The 16,845-nt window shown below is 63.5% G+C and carries 17 protein-coding genes; 5 read left to right on the top strand and 12 right to left on the bottom strand.

The window, feature by feature from the left end:
- Window positions 1–3: 3 nt before the first annotated feature.
- The 3 genes from PST29_RS25825 to PST29_RS25815 form a co-directional block, all read right to left on the bottom strand.
- Window positions 4–1,302 (bottom strand): NAD(P)/FAD-dependent oxidoreductase, encoded by a 1,299-nt coding sequence (locus PST29_RS25825; protein ID WP_060841146.1) that lies wholly within the window; start codon window positions 1,300–1,302, stop codon window positions 4–6.
- A gap of 60 nt (window positions 1,303–1,362) precedes the next feature.
- Window positions 1,363–1,536 carry a DUF3094 family protein gene (locus PST29_RS25820; RefSeq protein WP_060841145.1) on the bottom strand — a complete coding sequence of 58 codons (174 nt, stop codon included), beginning with the start codon at window positions 1,534–1,536 and terminating at the stop codon, window positions 1,363–1,365.
- A 188-nt stretch (window positions 1,537–1,724) separates the two neighbouring features.
- Window positions 1,725–2,354 carry a DUF1780 domain-containing protein gene (locus PST29_RS25815; RefSeq protein ID WP_060841144.1) on the bottom strand — a complete coding sequence of 210 codons (630 nt, stop codon included), beginning with the start codon at window positions 2,352–2,354 and terminating at the stop codon, window positions 1,725–1,727.
- Window positions 2,355–2,500: 146 nt separating this feature from the next.
- On the opposite strand from PST29_RS25815, the gene PST29_RS25810 reads away from it, so the two are divergent.
- The 3 genes from PST29_RS25810 to PST29_RS25800 all read left to right on the top strand — a co-directional run bounded on the left by PST29_RS25810 (window position 2,501) and on the right by PST29_RS25800 (window position 3,933).
- Complete coding sequence (locus PST29_RS25810) at window positions 2,501–2,968, top strand: hypothetical protein (protein WP_060844666.1); 468 nt, start codon at window positions 2,501–2,503, stop codon at window positions 2,966–2,968.
- Entirely contained in the window at window positions 2,965–3,654 is a 690-nt protein-coding gene (locus PST29_RS25805; RefSeq protein ID WP_016968160.1) for an energy-coupling factor ABC transporter permease, read from the top strand. Before PST29_RS25810 ends, PST29_RS25805 begins: the two co-directional genes overlap by 4 nt.
- Before the next feature lie 63 nt (window positions 3,655–3,717).
- Window positions 3,718–3,933 carry a hypothetical protein gene (locus PST29_RS25800; RefSeq protein WP_016968161.1) on the top strand — a complete coding sequence of 72 codons (216 nt, stop codon included), beginning with the start codon at window positions 3,718–3,720 and terminating at the stop codon, window positions 3,931–3,933.
- Window positions 3,934–3,952: 19 nt separating this feature from the next.
- Here the strand turns inward: PST29_RS25800 and yacG are convergent, their stop codons facing one another.
- The 4 genes from yacG to PST29_RS25780 are packed head-to-tail and all read right to left on the bottom strand — an operon-like array spanning window position 3,953 to window position 6,865.
- The gene (gene yacG, locus PST29_RS25795; protein ID WP_060841142.1) at window positions 3,953–4,156 is read right to left on the bottom strand and encodes a DNA gyrase inhibitor YacG; all 204 of its coding nucleotides are present in this window, start codon (window positions 4,154–4,156) and stop codon (window positions 3,953–3,955) included.
- On the bottom strand, window positions 4,153–4,776 hold the full coding sequence (gene coaE, locus PST29_RS25790; protein ID WP_060844665.1) for a dephospho-CoA kinase: 624 nt from the start codon (window positions 4,774–4,776) through the stop codon (window positions 4,153–4,155). The genes yacG and coaE overlap by 4 nt, the downstream gene beginning before the upstream one ends.
- Entirely contained in the window at window positions 4,773–5,645 is an 873-nt protein-coding gene (locus tag PST29_RS25785; RefSeq protein ID WP_060841140.1) for a prepilin peptidase, read from the bottom strand. Before PST29_RS25785 ends, coaE begins: the two co-directional genes overlap by 4 nt.
- A gap of 2 nt (window positions 5,646–5,647) precedes the next feature.
- A complete protein-coding gene (locus tag PST29_RS25780) occupies window positions 5,648–6,865 on the bottom strand; it encodes a type II secretion system F family protein (protein WP_060844664.1) in 1,218 nt (405 codons plus the stop codon).
- 321 nt (window positions 6,866–7,186) lie between these two features.
- Here PST29_RS25780 and PST29_RS25775 point away from each other — a divergent pair, with 321 nt between their 5' ends.
- Both PST29_RS25775 and PST29_RS25770 read left to right on the top strand, forming a co-directional pair.
- A complete protein-coding gene (locus tag PST29_RS25775; protein ID WP_060844663.1) occupies window positions 7,187–7,603 on the top strand; it encodes a pilin in 417 nt (138 codons plus the stop codon).
- A 241-nt stretch (window positions 7,604–7,844) separates the two neighbouring features.
- A complete protein-coding gene (locus PST29_RS25770; protein WP_060841137.1) occupies window positions 7,845–8,201 on the top strand; it encodes a BON domain-containing protein in 357 nt (118 codons plus the stop codon).
- Window positions 8,202–8,390: 189 nt separating this feature from the next.
- Here the strand turns inward: PST29_RS25770 and PST29_RS25765 are convergent, their stop codons facing one another.
- From PST29_RS25765 to acs, 5 genes are all read right to left on the bottom strand, one after another.
- Window positions 8,391–11,309 (bottom strand): DUF748 domain-containing protein, encoded by a 2,919-nt coding sequence (locus PST29_RS25765; protein WP_060844662.1) that lies wholly within the window; start codon window positions 11,307–11,309, stop codon window positions 8,391–8,393.
- Between the two features lie 105 nt (window positions 11,310–11,414).
- Window positions 11,415–12,431, bottom strand: a complete 1,017-nt coding sequence (locus PST29_RS25760) for a class I SAM-dependent rRNA methyltransferase (RefSeq protein WP_060844661.1) — start codon at window positions 12,429–12,431, stop codon at window positions 11,415–11,417.
- A 144-nt stretch (window positions 12,432–12,575) separates the two neighbouring features.
- A complete protein-coding gene (locus PST29_RS25755) occupies window positions 12,576–13,754 on the bottom strand; it encodes an acetyl-CoA C-acetyltransferase (RefSeq protein ID WP_060844660.1) in 1,179 nt (392 codons plus the stop codon).
- 160 nt (window positions 13,755–13,914) lie between these two features.
- Window positions 13,915–14,781: an oxygenase MpaB family protein gene (locus PST29_RS25750; RefSeq protein WP_060841133.1), complete on the bottom strand. Its 867-nt coding sequence runs from the start codon at window positions 14,779–14,781 to the stop codon at window positions 13,915–13,917.
- Between the two features lie 52 nt (window positions 14,782–14,833).
- The gene (acs, locus tag PST29_RS25745; RefSeq protein WP_060844659.1) at window positions 14,834–16,771 is read right to left on the bottom strand and encodes an acetate--CoA ligase; all 1,938 of its coding nucleotides are present in this window, start codon (window positions 16,769–16,771) and stop codon (window positions 14,834–14,836) included.
- Between the last annotated feature and the right edge of the window lie 74 nt (window positions 16,772–16,845).

Raw genomic sequence — 16,845 nt, 5'->3', positions numbered from 1 at the left:
GACTCAGTGCAGCTTCAAGCGTGGGTCGGTGCCGCGTCCGATGCGGCTGCCGAGCATCAGCATCGCCGTGCGGAAGACTCCGTACAACGCCATCTGATGCATGCGGTACAGCGAGATGTAGAACATCCGCGCCAGCCAGCCTTCGAGCATCACACTGCCGGTGAGATTGCCCATCAGGTTGCCCACCGCCGAGAAGCGTGACAGCGAGATCAGCGAGCCGTAGTCGGTGTACTTGTAGGTCGGCAGGTCCTTGCCTTCGATGCGCAGCTTCAGCGACTTGGCCAGCAAAGACGCTTGCTGGTGCGCAGCCTGGGCCCTGGGCGGCACGTTGCGGTCGCTGCCCGGTTGCGGGCAGGCGGCGCAGTCACCGAAGGCGAAGATGTTCTCGTCGCGGGTGGTCTGCAAGGTGGGCAGGACCTGAAGCTGGTTGATGCGGTTGGTTTCCAGACCGTCGATGTCCTTGAGAAAACCCGGCGCGCGAATGCCTGCCGCCCAGACCTTGAGGCTGGCGGGAATGGTCTGGCCGTCGGCGGTGATCAGGCTCTCGGCGGTCACTTCGCTGACCGCGGCATTGGTCAGAACCTTGACCCCGAGTTTCTCCAGGGTCTTGTGCACCGGGCCGCTGATGCGCTCGGGCAGGGCCGGGAGTACCCGTGGTCCGGCTTCGATCAGGGTGATGTGCATGTTCTCCGGCTGGATACGATCCAGGCCATAGGCCGCCAGCTCATGGGCCGCGTTATGCAGTTCGGCGGCCAGTTCCACGCCGGTGGCTCCGGCGCCGACTATGGCCACGCTGATCTGTTCCACGGCATCGGTCTGCCCGGCGTGAGCCCGCAGGTAGTGGTTGAGCAACTGCTGGTGGAAGCGTTCGGCCTGCTTGCGGGTGTCGAGGAACAGGCAATGCTGGGCCGCGCCCTGGGTGCCGAAGTCGTTGGTGGTGCTGCCCACGGCAATCACCAGGGTGTCGTAGCCCAGTTCCCGGGCTGGCAGCAGTTCCACGCCGGCTTCGTCATAGGTTGCCGCCAGCTGGATTCTCTTGCTTTGACGATCGAGCCCGCTCATGCGCCCCAGCTGGAACTCGAAGTGGTTCCATTTGGCTTGGGCGACGTAGTTGAGTTCGTCTTCGGAGGAGTTCAGCGAGCCGGCGGCCACTTCGTGCAGCAGGGGTTTCCAGATATGGGTCAGGTTGGCGTCCACCAGCATCACACTGGCGGTGCCGCGCTTGCCCAGAGTCTTACCCAGGCGGGTCGCCAACTCCAGGCCGCCGGCGCCGCCGCCAACGATGACAATACGATGAGTCATGGGGATATCTCGCAAGGCTAAAAGAAATCGGTGCAGTCAACCGAGCGAGCGCGAAGCGGCTCATAGCGTCAGGTAACTGATAAAACGGCTCAACAGGCCGAGGGCGACGGTCACCGCAACCACCACCACGAGGAGCGTCCACGGCCGGAAGGGCCGGCGCTCGACTCGGTGCTGGGGCAGTTGCAGATATTCTTCGACATGGCGTTGGTCGTCGGGGTTCAGGCGGCTGCTCATAAAGGGCCTCGTCAGGTAGACGTCGCAACACAGGGGAATGTTACAGCGCGATGCAATCGGGCATGAGTCGAGCATAGCCGCTGCCGTGCGGGGGTCGATGACGAGGTCCCGGCGTTGGCAGGCAGGACGCTTTTTTACCATTGCCGGGGGGTAATGCGCCATGCCCACGCATGGCGGATTGACGACCGTTACAAACTGATGCCGACGTCGAAGAGGATGCTGCGCCCCAGATTGCTGCGCAGGAACTCCGGTGCATCGGGATGGGCAAACAGCACCCGGGCGAAGGTCGGCCCCACCAGGGACAGTGAACGCCAGCCCTGGCGCAGGTATTCGGTGGGCGGCGGGAAGTGGCTGTTCAGATCCAGCACCTCACGCTTCAGGGCGGCGAAGGCAATGATGTCCAGCTCGCCGAGGTTCATCCCGCGTTCCTTGTAGTTGTGAGCTTTCTTGCGCAGGGTTGGCCCCAGGCGCAGCAACAGTTCGTTGGCCGGGATGCGTTTGGGCTTGGCTTCGCGGCGCACCAGCTGGCTCAGGGAAAATGCACTGCGCCGCCGCTGCAGTTCATCGCGCCATTCGTCGTTGAGACGGCGGCCCTCATCGAGGACGAAGAACACCTCGAAGCTGGCCTCGCGAAACAACACATCTGGCGGCTCTTGGCCGGCGGCGGTGAATTCGTCATTGCGATAGGGAATGTTCAAGCCTTGCAGCAGGCGCTGGCAGACCCAACGCTCACGCTCCCATTTGCGGGCATTGGACAGGAACGCGTTGGCTTGTTCGGCCTGGATGGTAAGCAGGCGCAAAAAATCTGAGTCATCCATAACTTCAAGCTTAGCGCCCAAATATGACCTTTAGCAGCAGGCTTCCGGAAAAACCTTGGTCAGGGGGCCGCAGGCGCGCTTGCTGGAGCCCGGCCAAGGGCGGTGTAGACTGTTCGCCGTCCTCCCCCTCGATTTAGGAGTGTGCAGTGAAACCCTGGTCAATTCTGTTGCTGAGCCTGTTGCCTCTGTGGGCCCAGGCCCTGGAAATCGGTGAGCGTCTGGCCCCCTGGACCTTGCTGGATCAATTCGATCAAGCCTACAGCCTCGACTCCCAGGCGCGGTTCCTGCTGGTGGCTCGCAGTATGGAGGCGGCCAAGGTGGTGAACGGCGCGCTCAAGGACAAGCCCAAGGATTATCTGCAGGCGCGTCATGGGGTGTTTGTCGCGGATATCCAGCGCATGCCGGCGCTGATCGCCAAGATGTTCGCGGTGCCTGCCATGCGTGATTATCCCTACCGAGTGATGCTCGATCGGGAAGGGCGCGTGGCCTCGCGTTACCCCGCTGCCGAGGACAAGGTCCTGTGGCTGCAATTGCAGGATGGCCAACTGGTGTCCCGGCATGAGTTCGCCACGGTCGAGCAATTGAAGGCAGCGCTGGAGAACGTCCAGCCATGATCAGCGCGGCGCTGCTGTCGCCGGAAAGCCTGAGCATCGGGTGGCTCCTGTATGTCCCGGTGCTGGCCTGGGCGGTGTTGCGAGCGCCGTGGGTCGAGCTGTTCACCGACAGCCGCCGTCAGCATCTGTTGTTCGGTACGGTATTTGCCCTGTTTCTGCTGTGGCTGGTGCGTCGGGACTTCGACACCGGCGTGTCCTATCACTTCATCGGCATGACCGCGGTGACCCTGCTGCTGGATTGGCCATTGGCGATCGTGGGGGGCTTGATCGCGCAACTGGGGCTGCTGGCCCTGGGCCGCCAGGATCTGGCGGCATTGGGGGTCAACGGGGTCTTGCTGATCCTGCTGCCGGTGGCGGTTACGGAAGCCTGCGCCTGGCTGGTGGAACGGGCCCAGCCGCGCAACCCCTTCGTCTATATCTTTTGTTCGGGCTTCTTTGCCGCGGCCTTGTCGGCGCTGCTGTGCCTGCTCTGCGCGCTGGGCCTGTTGTGGTTCGACGAGCGTTTCGCCATGCCCGAGTGGCTGGAGGATTTCGTCGGTTACCTGTGGCTGATCATCTTTCCCGAGGCGTTCATCAACGGCATGGTGATCAGTGCCCTGGTGGTGTTTTGCCCGGAATGGCTGGAAACCTTCAATCGCACCCGCTACCTCTCGGCGCCCTGGAAAGACGAGGATCCGCGCTCTTGATCCATATCAACGCCGAGCCTGGGGCCCCGCTGCATGCTCGGCAAAAATCCCAGGAGTGCGGTCATGAGTGTCTATCAGTGGGCCCGGCAGGAAGTGCGCGACAGCCTGCACAGCGCCCAGCAGGAAGGGTTTGAACCGGGCTTGAGTCTGCGAGCGCTGCTTAGCGCGGTGGTGCAGCAGAGCAAGAGCGTGCGCAGCATCGAGGATCTGGCAGACGAACTGCAGTTCCTCGCGGAGAACCTCGACGACGATCAGGACTACAGTTTCATGCGGCCCTGACCGGCGTCGGCTTGAGCACTCAGTGTGCGCGGGGCGGCAGTTCTTCCGAGAACAGTTCGTCCTCGGCATCCGGACTCACCGGAATCTTGTGTTCCTCGGCGGCCCAGGCCCCCAGGTCAATCAGTTTGCAACGGTCGGAACAGAATGGCCGATTGGTGTTGGCCGCGGTCCATTCCACGGGGGCGCCACAGGTTGGGCATTCGACGGTCAGGGGTTGGCTCATGACTGGCCTCCACGCAAAGTTAAGTAAAAGTGATGCAGGCGCTCGACTTCGCTGCGCAACCAGGCCTGGTCGCGGTCGTTGACCAGTACATCGTCGGCGTGACGCAGGCGCTCCTCCCGGCTGGCCTGGGCCTGGAGAATCGCCCGGACCTGCTGTTCGCTGGTCCGGTCCCGTTGCAGGGTGCGTTCAATCTGCAACTGTTGCGGCACATCGATCACCAGGATCCGCTGGGTCATCCGTGACTGGCCCGACTCGATCAACAGCGGTGACACCAGAATCGCATAGGGCGATTCGGCGCGAGCCAGATGCTTGGCAATCTCCTCGGCGATCAGCGGATGCAGCAGCGCTTCCAGCCAGCGCCGTTGCTCGGGGATCTCGAAGATCAACGTGCGCAACGCGGCGCGATCCAGTTGGCCATCGGCCTGTAGCACGCCCTGGCCAAAGTGGCGGGCAATCTGTTCCAGGGCCGGGCGCCCGGGTTCCACCACCCAGCGTGCGGCGTGATCGGCATCGATCACATGCACGCCCAGGTCGATGAAATGCTGGGCGGCGGCGCTTTTGCCACTGCCGATGCCGCCGGTCAGGCCAAGAATCCAGGGTGTGTGAGGGGAGCGAGTCATTGGAAGCCGACAGCCTGCAGATAGAAGTCGGTCATTTGACCACCCCAGAGCAAGGCAATCCAGCCGGCAATGGCCAGAAAAGGGCCAAAGGGGATCGGCGTCGAGGTTTTGGCCCGGTTCAGGCGCAGCATGAGGGTGCCGATGATGGCGCCCACCAGTGAGGAGAGGAGCAGGGTCAGCGGCAGCACCTGCCATCCGCCCCAGGCTCCCAGCATCGCCAGCAGCTTGAAGTCGCCGTGCCCCATGCCGTCCTTGCCGGTCAGCAGCTTGAACAGCCAGAACACCGACCACAGGCTCAGGTAGCCGAGTACCGCCCCCCACAGGGCATCGCCCAGGCTGACCAGCAGCCCGAAGCTGTTGGCGATCAGTCCCAGCCACAGCAACGGCAACACCAGCACGTCGGGCAGCAGCTGGTGATCGGCATCGATCAGACTCATGGCGATCAGCCCCCAGCTGAGGATCAGCAACAGGCCCGCCTGCCAGCCGAAGCCGAAGTGCCAGGCAACGAAGGCCGAGATCAACCCGCAGGCCAGCTCGGTCAGCGGGTAGCGGGGGCTGATGGCGGCCTTGCAATGGCGGCAACGGCCCCGCAGGCACAGATAGCTGAGCAGGGGAATGTTCTCCCAGGGGCGGATTGGCTGTGTGCAATGCGGACACTGGGAATGGGGCAGCAGCAGGTTATAGGGCGCCCCTGCCGGCTCCGGGGGCAGCCCCAGCACTTCGTGGGCCTGGGCGCGCCAGTCGCGCTCGAGCATCTTCGGCAGGCGCCACACCAGCACATTGAGGAAGCTGCCGACCAGCAGCCCCAGTATCAGGGCGGCCAACACGAAAGCCAGGGGGTAGAGGGTCAGGACTTCAGTCAAGGACATGTTCAGATCGCTGTACCGAGTTGAAAGACAGGCAGGTACATGGCCACCACCAGGGCGCCGACGATACTGCCCAGAAGCACCATGATCAACGGCTCCATGAGACGGGTCAGGCTGTCCACCAGGTGGTCCACCTCGACTTCATAGTGGGTCGCGACCTTTTCCAGCAAGTGGTCCAGGGTTCCGGACTCTTCACCGATGGCGGTCATCTGGACCGCCATGCCGGGGAAGACCCCGCTGGCGCGCATGGCAAAGTGCAATTGCATGCCGCTGGCCACCTGTTGGCGAATGCGCTCCACCGCTTGCTTGAAGACCCGATTGCCACTGGTTCCGGCCACCGAGTCCAGAGCCTGCACCAGGGGCACCCCGGCAGCGAAAGTGGTTGCCAGGGTTCGGGCATAGCGCGCCACGGCGGATTTTTGCAGCAAGGGGCCGGTCAGGGGCAAGCGCAGCAGCCCCACATCCACCGTGTCCCGCAGGCGTGCCGAGCGTCGATAGGCCTGGATCAGGCCGACACCGACCAGCAGGCTGGCGGCGAGCAAGAGTCCGCCGTGGCGCTGGAGCACCTGGGAGAGGTTGATCACCCATTGAGTGAGCGGCGGCAACTCGGCGTCGAACCCGGCGAACAGGCTCTGGAACTGGGGAACCACTTTGAGCAACAGGATGCTGCTGACGACGACTGCCACGCCGATCACCGCCAGCGGATAGACCATGGCTTGCTTTACCCGGGTCTTGAGGTTTTCGCTCTTTTCCTTGTGGGTCGCGACACGTTCCAGCAGCGTGTCCAGGGCCCCGGCCTGCTCGCCGGCATCCACCAGGTTGCAGTACAGGGCATCAAAGTGGCGTGGATGCCGGCGCAGTGCGCTCGCCAGGCTGGAACCGGCCTCGATTTCGCGCTTGAGGCTGGCCAGCAGATGGCGCATCAGGGGCTGTTCAAAGCCTTCGGCAATGATGTCGAAGGCCTGCAGCAGCGGCACCCCGGCCTGCATCAACGTGGCCAGTTGGCGAGTGAACAGGGCGATCTCCCGGGGGCTGATCCCTTGGCCCAGTCGAGGCCAGGCACTTGGCTTGCGGCGCACCCGGGTCGGGGTGATGCCCTGCTTGCGCAACCGGGCCCTGATCAGTCCCGGGTTGGCAGCGCTCAGTTCGCCGTGCATCACCTGGCCCTGGCCGTCGATGCCATGCCAGAGATAGACACTCGTCGTGGGAGCTTTTGCCGCCATGCTTCGATCCTTGGGCAGTGGAGGAGTCTGGTCAGGAGGGTCATCGAACGGCTGATCGATGATCCGCGACCGCGGATGTGGCCTGGGCGCAAACGCGGTTGGGACGCTCCGGCCGGCGGCACCTGTTGAAGCCTAGCTGCCGGGTGCCTGTCGGACAGGGTCACGAGCTGACGAAATTTGTCAGTTTGTGCGACTTCTTGCGCTCAAGGCCAAGGGCTATCACCTCTGCAGGCCGCGGATTCCGTGGGTCGGGCCCTGGCACAGGGAATGCTTCAAGTCTTGCTGACGATCCACAGAGCATCATTGCCAGGAGGCACATCCATGAAACATCAATCCGCTTTTACCCTGATCGAATTACTGGTGGTGGTGGCCATCATTGGCGTTCTCGCCATGGTGGCGATGCCGCTGTACGCCCAGTATCAGGCCCGGGCCAAGGTAATTGCCGCGTTGGCCGAGGTCTCGGCGCTCAAGGTGAATGTCGAGGACCTGCTGAACCAGGGGACCGACCCGACCCTGGCCTTGATTGGAGGCTCGGCCCATACCTCCAACTGCCGGATGAGCGTCGGTGGCACAGCGGCCTCCGGTGAAGGGAGCATTGGCTGCACCATCCTCAATGCGCCGGGAGCGGTGCTGAACAAGACCCTGCTGCTGACCCGCTCCGCAGCTTCCGGATGGACTTGCAGCACCACGGTGGAGGCCGATTATGCGCCCAAGGGCTGCATGGCGCAGGACGCTTGAAGCCTGACCTGGCGTTTCCGCGCGGGCCGCTCGGATTGCTCCGGGAAAAAACCGCAACTTGCATGCAGATTGTCGAGCCGTCGTGCATTTTGCATGCTGCCGATTTTTCGATTTTTCTGTAAGTTATTGTTTTATAACGAATAATTATGATCTTCAGACTTGGCACAGCACCTGCAACATCTCCAGTAACCCTGCTGCCAGGACTCGGAGCAGGCTTTCTAAAAGAACAGGAGTTATTCGTATGAAGAAGTTTGCTATCGCTGCTGCAACTGCTACCGCTCTGACCCTGACCATGGCTAACGCAGCTTTTGCGCAGACTACTCAAGGCACCCAGTCGCCCATGGTTGTGGCTGCCGGTGAAGTGACCAAGGCCAAAGAGGCGACTTCCGATACCTGGATCACTACCAAAGTGAAAAGCGATCTGGTTACCGAGAAAGGCATTCCTGGCACCGACATCAAGGTCGAAACCAACAAGGGCGTGGTGTCGCTGTCGTCCACCGTCGCGATCACCGAAGCGCAGAAGGCCACTGCCGTGGCAATCACCAAGAAAATCAAAGGCGTCAAGGCAGTCTCCGCTGACGGCCTGAAAGCCGAGTAAGACTCCAGCTTCTCGCCTGGACAGGGAGAGGAAGCGGCAGACGCGCCCAATGGCAAGGCTGCCGCTTCTTTCATGAGTTCATGCGGAAGATCACAAGGATGTGATCATTACAGGCCCCGGCACTGCGTGTCGGGGCCTGTTCTATTGTGGGGGGCTGGTTGTGGACCCGACGGCGTCGCCGGGCGCAACTTATTCGCTGTCCAGATGCAGCGGCGTGATCACCTTGCCGTCGCTCTCGGCCTGGCCCAGGTTGGCATCGATGAAGTAAACGCGGTCGTCGGCCAACTGGCCCTTGTCCACCAGGAAGTCCTTGATGCTGCTGGCCCGTTCCTGGCCCAGCTGGCGCAGCAGAACGTCGCTGCCGCTCCAGAACTTGATCAGGCCTTCACGCAGCTTGGCGCTGCGTTCGTCGCGGCTGAGCTGCGCCCATTCCGCCGGAGGCTGCTGCTTCAGGCGGGTACGGTAGATGCCTTCCAGCAACGGTGCCTTCTCGCCTTCGGGAACCTGCAGCAGGGACGCCTGGGCCGGAACCTTGTCGCCGCGGCGCTGGAGGATCTTGTAGTAGTTGTACTGGTATTCCCGCTCCAGGCGCTGCTCGGCGATCAATGGACCGTCGCTGCTCTGGGCGCTGGTGCCTTCGATTTCCAGGCGCAGGGTCGGACGTTCCTTGAGGGCCTTGGCCAGGGTGGTCAGGGCCGATTCCGACTCTTTGCTCAGCTCGCTGGAACCGGGGGCGAAGGAAACGTTGCTCAAGTCTTCCGAACCGCCACCGGAGATCAGGCCGCCGATGAACTTGAAGGGCGCTTCGGCCGCGCGCAGCACCAGATTGCGCAAGGTCTGCCAGACGATCGGCATGACGCTGAACTGCGGGTTGTTCAAGTCGCCGGAGATCGGCAATTCGATGGAGATCTTGCCGTCGGTGTCCTTGAGCAAGGCTACGGCCAGGCGGATCGGCAGGTCCACGGCATCCGGGCTGTCGACCTTCTCGCCCAACTGCAACTGCTCGACCACCAGCTTGTTCTCGGCCTTGAGCTGGCCCTTGGTGATCATGTAGTGCAGGTCGAGGTTGAGCCGGCCCTTGCGAATGCGGAAGCCCGCGAACTTGCCGGAGTAGGGGGTCAGGGTGGTCAACTCCACCCGTTTGAAACTGGTGGCGATATCCAGGGCGGCCATTGGATCGAACGGGTTGACGCTGCCCTTGATGGTCACTGGCGCGTAGCGGTCGACCTTGCCCTTGACGTCGACTTCCGCCGGTTTGGCCTGCCGGCTGTCGATGGTGCCGACATGCCCGTTGAGTTGCTGGATGGCAGTGGCGAAGTTGGGCGTCAGGCTCAGGTCGGCGAAGTTGGCCGAACCGTCATTGATGGCGATTTCACCAATGTGGATGCCCAGCGGCTTGCTGGAGCCGGGGGCGGATTTGCCCGAGGGTTTTCCGCCCGCGCCTGCCGGTTGTGGAATCAGCAGGTCGTCGATATTGGTGGTGCGGTCATCGTTGATGATGAAGCGCGCATAGGGCTGCATCAGGTTGACCCGGCTGATGCTCAGACTGTCACCGTGCTGATAGTTCAGGCCTTCGACCACCACCTGCTTCCACTTGACGAAGTCGCGGGTCTTGAGGGTGTCCAGGGTGTGCAGTTGGTCCACTTCGGCGCGGCCGGTGATGCTGAAAGTCAGCGGCTCGACTTTCTTCAGGTCCACGGCCAGGTCGCTGCCAAGCATGCCGCTCCGCAATTCCAGGCGAATGAAGGGGCTGATGTAGGACTGGGCGATCCGCAGGTCGATGTCCTTGGTCTGCACCTTGAGCTTGGCGGTGATGGGGTTGAGATTGACCTCGCCGCTGGCGGTGACCTTGCCTTGCTTGCCCAGGCCGGTATCGAGCTTGAGGCTGAAAGGCGACTGGTTGAGGCTGTCGAAGTTCTTCAGGTCGAGGTTCAGTGGGCCCACATCCAGGGCCACGGCCGGCTTGGCCTTGCGGTCGGCCAGGTGCACCTGGTAATTGCGCAGCTCTACGTCCTTGAGCAGCACCTGCCAGGGCTTGCCGGGTGGTGCAGGCTCCTTGGGGGAATCGGCGGCGGCCGGTTGTGGCTTGGGCGCCGGCTTGGCGGGTTGGCTGGCAAACAGTTTCTGCCAGTCGAGCTGGCCATCGGCTTCAAGGGCGGCCCAGGTTTCCAGCTTCTGGCTGCGGATCTTGCCGACAATCACCTGCTGCTTGGCCAGGTCCACGGTGGTTTCGCTGACCTCCAGCCGCTCCAGGCGCGCCAGTGGCCGCCCATCCGGAGCCTTGATGGCGAAGGGCGCGACACTGATGGACGTGTTGTCCAGCAGCAGCTCTGTTTCCTTGGCCAGGCTGAATGTGTAATGGGTGCTGAGGTTGACCACCCCGTCTTCGAGGACCAGTGGCACTGCGTCGCGCACGTAGGGCCACCAGGCTTTCATCTTGCCGTCGCTGACCTTCAGGGTGCCTTGGGACGTCAGCGGGATGACGCTGAAGTTGCCGCGCCAGTCGATCTGTCCGCCTTCTGGCCCAGTGGCGACCAGGGTCATGTCGGCGCTGTCGTCCGGCAGGGTGCTGAGGTTCTTCAGTTCGAAATCGAGCTTGTTGTAGATGAACTCGATGGGTTCGCTGGGGCGCAGGTCCCGAAAGTGCAGGTAGCCGCCGGCCAGCTTGATGCGCTCGATGCGCACCGGAAACGGTTTGGCGTTGGGATCGCTCGGGGTCGGCTCGCTGGCGGGCAGCTTGAACAGAGCCAGGAGGTTGAGCTTGCCGTCCTTGTCAAAGAGGATTTCGGTTTTGGGCTGGTCCAGCTCGACATCTGCCAGATGCAGTGCGCGGGTCCACAGGCTGTCCAGTTGCAGGTTGGCGTAGAGGCGTTCGAAGGCCACCTGCTCCTTGCCCGGCTCGCCAATGTTCAGGCCCCAGACGGTCAGCTCCAGGCTGAAGGGGTTGAGTTCGATGCGTTGGATATGGGCCGGGGTCGTGGCGTAGTTGGCCAGTTGCTGATTGGCCACCCGCAAGGCGATGCCCGGCAGAATCAGAAAGCCCAGCAGACTGTAAAGGGCGAGAGCGGTCAACAAGGCGCAAAGAGCGCGAATCAATCCTTTGGTCATGCGAGGCTTCATCTATCTGAATCGGAAGTGCCTTGGAGTATGGCACGCGTTTACGGTTCCGAAACCCATCCAGTCTTCAGGAATATTCAGATTTCCTGCGCTCGATCAAAGTTGCAGGATCAGGGTTTTCAACGGCGGCTGGCCGTCATGGGAAGGGAAGTCCGCGGCAGGTGCCAGGTCCTGGCAATCGCGCACCGGGCGCCCGGCCTTTTCGGCACAGCGCAACACTTGCTCGCGCCATTGCGACATCGGCACCTTGGCCAGATTGTTACAGCAGATCAACACACCGTCTTCGGCCGTGGCCAGCAGCGCGGGCTTCAGCAGGCTCTGGTAGTCGCGCAGCAGGTCGACGGTGCCGAACGCACTCTTGGCCCAGGCCGGCGGGTCCAGCAGCACCAGGTCATATTGGCGTTGCTCCAGACGGGGGTAGCCAGGCAGTTTCTGTCCGCGTCGCTGGCTGATGGGCAGGCCCGCCAACTGGCGGATCGCCGGGAAGTAGTCCGACTGCACGAACTGCATGTCGGGCAGATGCGGGTTGAGCCGGCCGTTCTCCCGCCCCACCGCCAGGTTGCCTTCGGCGAAGTCCAGGTTGCACACCTCCCGGGCACCACCGGCTGCGGCGCTGAGGCCGACGCCGCAGGTATAGGCAAACAGATTGAGTACGCTCTTTCCGGCGCTGTGCTGCTTGACCCAACCGCGGGCGTTGCGCAGATCGAGAAACAGCAATGGGTCTTGTCCGGCATGGCGACCACGGACCCGGTAATTCAGCCCCCACTCGTGTCCGATCAGGTCTTGCAGGGCCGGCTCTTCGGCGCGGTACACGCTGTCTTCGCGATCGATGCGCGAGTTGCCTCGGGAGCGGTCGTTGTAGACCAGCAGGGTCGACAGGTTCAGCTGCTGATTGATGGTGTCGCGCAATTGCAGCAGGTCGTCGCGTTCCAGCGTCTGGTGAAAGCTTTGCACCAGCAGTTGGGGGCCGTAGCGGTCGATGGCCAGGCCTCCCGCGCCTTCCTGGCTGCCATGGAACAGACGGTAGCAGTCGGTGCCTTGCTGATGCAGCTCGGCGAGCAGTTCCTGGCGGTGAACGAGGGCGGCGCGCAGCGCCTGATTCAAGGAAGACATGCAGGGCGCCTTGGAGGAGAGGAGTAAGGCGCCGCAGTCTACCAGCGTCCCGCCTTCTGTAGGAGCCGGCTTGCTGGCGAAGACGCACTTACGAACGCCTTCGCTGGCAAGCCCGCCACAGGGGGCGGGGGGAGGGGCGCGGGGTTAGCGTTCGATGGCCAGTGCCACGCCCTGGCCGCCGCCGATGCACAGGGTCGCCAGGCCTTTCTTGGCATCGCGCTTGAGCATTTCATGCAGCAGGGTCACCAGCACCCGGCAGCCCGACGCGCCAATCGGGTGGCCGATGGCAATCGCGCCGCCGTTGACGTTGACCTTGCTCGCATCCCATTCCAGCTCCTTGCCGACCGACAGCGATTGCGCGGCGAAGGCTTCGTTGGCTTCGATCAGGTCCAGCTGGTCCAGGGTCCAGCCGGCCTTGTCCAGGCAGCGGCGGGTGGCCGACACCGGGCCGATGCCCATGATCGCCGGGTCGACCCCGGCGTTGGCGTAGGCGGCGATCCGGGCCAGTACCGGCAGGCCAAGGGCCCGGGCCTTGCTGGCGCTCATCAGCATGACCGCGGCGGCGCCATCGTTCAGCGACGAGGCGTTGCCGGCGGTCACCGTGCCGTCTTTCTTGAACGCCGGCTTGAGCTTGGCCAGGGCCTCGGCGGTGGTGCCGGGGCGCGGTTGTTCGTCGGTGGCGAAACTCAGCGGCTCGCCCTTGCGCTGGGGAATCAGGATCGGGGTGATCTCGTCGACAAAACGCCCGGCCTCGATGGCGGCCACGGCTTTTTGCTGGGACGCGGCGGCGAAGGCGTCCTGGGCTTCACGGCTGATGGCGTATTTGTCCACCAGGTTCTCGGCGGTGATGCCCATGTGGTAGTCGTTGAAGGCGTCCCACAGGCCGTCGCTGATCATGGTATCGATCATCGGGCTGTGCCCCATGCGCAGGCCGGTGCGGGCGCCGGGCAGCACGTAGTTGGACAGGCTCATGTTTTCCTGGCCGCCGGCGATCATCACCTCGGCATCGCCGCAGCGGATGGCCTGGGCGGCCAGGTGCAGGGCCTTGAGGCCCGAGCCGCAGACCTTGTTCAGGGTCATGGCAGGCACGGCGTGGGGCAGGCCGGCCTTGATCGCGGCCTGGCGCGCGGGGTTCTGCCCGGCGCCGGCGGTGAGTACCTGGCCCATGATCACTTCGTCGACCTGGGCCGGGTCGATGCCGGTCTGGGCCAGCAGCTGGCGGATCACCGCGGCGCCCAGGTCAACGGCGGGAATGCCCGCCAAGGCGCCCTGGAAACTGCCCACGGCGGTACGGGTGGCGGCAACGATGACGACGTCTTGCATGCTCGAATCCTCTGGTTAGGGGGGAGGGGCCCGTGAAGGTGCGGGCTCGTGGAGCGACCGGCGCAGGCGCCTGAAATTGGGGAAATCATGGTTGCACACAAGTCCTGGGACCGGCCAATCGCGAACCGGCCGGTCGGGTTGTGCTTGAGCGGTCGTGTTTCTACAGGCCCATGCGCCGTTTTGCCCGGTGCACCGAACTGTCGCGCACCGCCCAGCGCAGCATCGGCGTACTGCGTTTGACACTGGCGCGAATCAACTGGCGCTGCAGTGGGTTCTGATTGACCTTGAGCATGGCGCTGGCCCAGTCCGGCAACAGGTCGATACCGGCCTGCATCATCAGTGAGCCAAAGGGCTTGGCCAGTCGGCTGGGGGCGGGGGCGGCCTGGAGCAGACGCAGCACTTCGTGGCTGCGCTCGTCGCACAGCAGCTGTGGACGCATGGCTTGCAGGTAATCGGCGACTGCCCGCCGTGAGCGGGGCACGTCCCGGGCTCCGAGGCGTTCGGCAATCAGGGCGATCTCGTCGTAGTAGCGATCCTGGTCAGCCCCGGACAGGCGAGGGTTGAGGTAGCGCAGGTGCGCGGCGAGAAAACTGCTGACTTCCGCCACATGCACCCAGGTCAGCAGGTCCGGATCGCTGGCGGCATAAGGACGGCCATCCGGGGCGGTGCCGACGATGTGCAGGTGGATGTTGCGCACTTTGTCGATCAGCCACTCGGCGTCCTGACGGGAGCCAAAGGTGGTGCCGGAAATGAACTGCCCGGTGCGGCGCAGGCGACCGATCATGTCCTGGCGAAAATTCGAATGGTCCCAGACTCCGGCCAGGGCCAGGGGATGCAGGGCCTGCAACAGCAGGGCGCTGATGCCGCCGATCAGCATGCTGCTGAAGTCGGCGTGCACCTGCCAACTGACCGATCCCGGCCCGAACAGGCCGGGGTCGCCCTTGGGGTTTTCCAGATCCAGTTGGCCCAGCGAGAGGCCGGACAGGCTCATGACCTGGCTTTCGATACGGCTGCGAATGAATTCCATGACAGCTCGGTGCGGAGAGTGAAAAAAGGGCGCGGCCTTGGCCGCGCCGGTCTCAAGCGTTCAGGCGCTTGTCGATCAGGCCTTCCACCACGCTGGGGTCCGCCAGGGTCGAAGTGTCGCCCAGGGTGTCCAGCTCGTTGCAGGCGATCTTGCGCAGGATACGCCGCATGATCTTGCCCGAGCGAGTTTTCGGCAGGGCCGGGGCCCACTGGATCAGCTCCGGTTTGGCAAAGCTGCCGATCTCGCGGCTGACCAGGGCCAGCAGTTCCTTCTTCAGTTCCTCGCTGGGTTCGACACCCTGCATGGGCGTGACGAAGGCGTAGATCCCCTGGCCCTTGAGGTCGTGGGGGTAACCGACCACGGCGGCCTCGGCGATGCTGTCGTGGAGCACCAGCGCGCTTTCCACTTCGGCGGTGCCGATGCGGTGCCCGGAGACGTTGATCACGTCGTCGATGCGTCCGGTGATCCAGTAGCTGCCATCCTCGTCGCGCCGGGCGCCGTCGCCGGTGAAGTAGTAGCCGGGGTAAGGCGCGAAGTAGGTTTCGACCATGCGCTTGGGATCGCCGTAGACGCCGCGGATCTGCGCCGGCCAGCTGGCCTTGATCGCCAGGATGCCGCTGCCGACGCCCTGGATCTCCTTGCCCTGGTCGTCCAGCAGCACCGGTTGTACGCCGAACATCGGGGTCGAGGCGCAGCCGGGTTTGACCTGTCGGGCGCTGACCAGGGGGCTGAGCATGATGCCGCCGGTTTCGGTCTGCCACCAGGTATCGACAATCGGGCAGCGCTGCTCGCCCACGACATTGAAATACCACTCCCAGGCTTCCGGGTTGATCGGCTCGCCGACGCTGCCCAAGAGCCGCAGGCTGCTGCGGGAGGTGCGCTGCACGGGGTCGCTGCCTTCGCGCATCAGCGCCCGCAAGGCGGTGGGGGCGGTGTAGAAGATGTTGACCTGGTGCTTGTCCACCACCTCCCAGAAACGCGAGGTGCTGGGGTAGTTGGGTACGCCTTCGAAGATTAGCGTGGTCGCACCGTTGGCCAGGGGGCCATAGAGGATGTAGCTGTGGCCGGTGACCCAGCCGACGTCGGCGGTGCACCAGAAGATCTCGCCATCACGGTAGTCCAGCACGTACTTGAAGGTCATGGCCGCCTGCAGCAGATAGCCGCCGGTGGTGTGCAGCACGCCCTTGGGTTTGCCGGTGCTGCCGGAGGTGTAGAGGATGAACAGCGGATCTTCGGCGTCCATCGGTTCGGCGGGGCACTGGTCGCTGGCCGCGGCCACGGCCTGTTCGTAGTGGATGTCGCGACCTTCTACCCAGTTCACCGAGCTGCCGGTGCGTTCGACCACCACCACGCTGCTGACATCGGGGCAACTGAGCAGGGCCTTGTCGACGTTGTTCTTCAGCGGGACCCATTTGCCGCCACGCACGCCTTCATCGGCGGTGATCACGGTGCGGCAGTCGGCATTGAGAATCCGGTCGCGCAGAGCCTCCGGTGAGAAGCCGCCGAACACCACCGAATGCACGGCGCCGATCCGGGTGCAGGCAAGCATGGCGTAGGCTACTTCGGGAATCATCGGCATGTAGATGCACACCCGGTCGCCTTTCTTCACGCCACGGCTTTTCAGCACGTTGGCCAGGCGGCAGACATGCTCGTGAAGTGCTTTGTAGGTGATGCGCTTGGAGTCGGCGGGGTTGTCGCCTTCCCAGATGATGGCGGCCTGATCGCCGCGTTTTTCCAGATGACGATCGATGCAGTTGTAGCTGACGTTGAGCTGGCCGCCGCTGAACCAACTGGCCTCGCCGGTGCGCATGTCATGCCTGTGCACGCTGTCCCACGGGCTGCTCCAGTGCAGGAAGCGCTTGGCCTGCTCGGCCCAGAACTGGTCCGAATGTTCTATGGATTGACGGTAGAGGTGCTGGTAGTCGTCCTGACTCATTTGTGCCGCCCGGCGGACGGCATCGGCTTTGGGAAAAGTGCTGATATCGAACATGACGGTTCCTTATTCTTGTTTTGCGACAAGTCATAAGGTTGCGCACAAGTGTCAGGAAGGTTCAAGAGGGGCCC

It is taken from the genome of Pseudomonas sp. St29 (assembly GCF_001547915.1).
GTDB lineage: Bacteria > Pseudomonadota > Gammaproteobacteria > Pseudomonadales > Pseudomonadaceae > Aquipseudomonas.
This window is presented reverse-complemented; position numbering and strand designations above follow the sequence as displayed.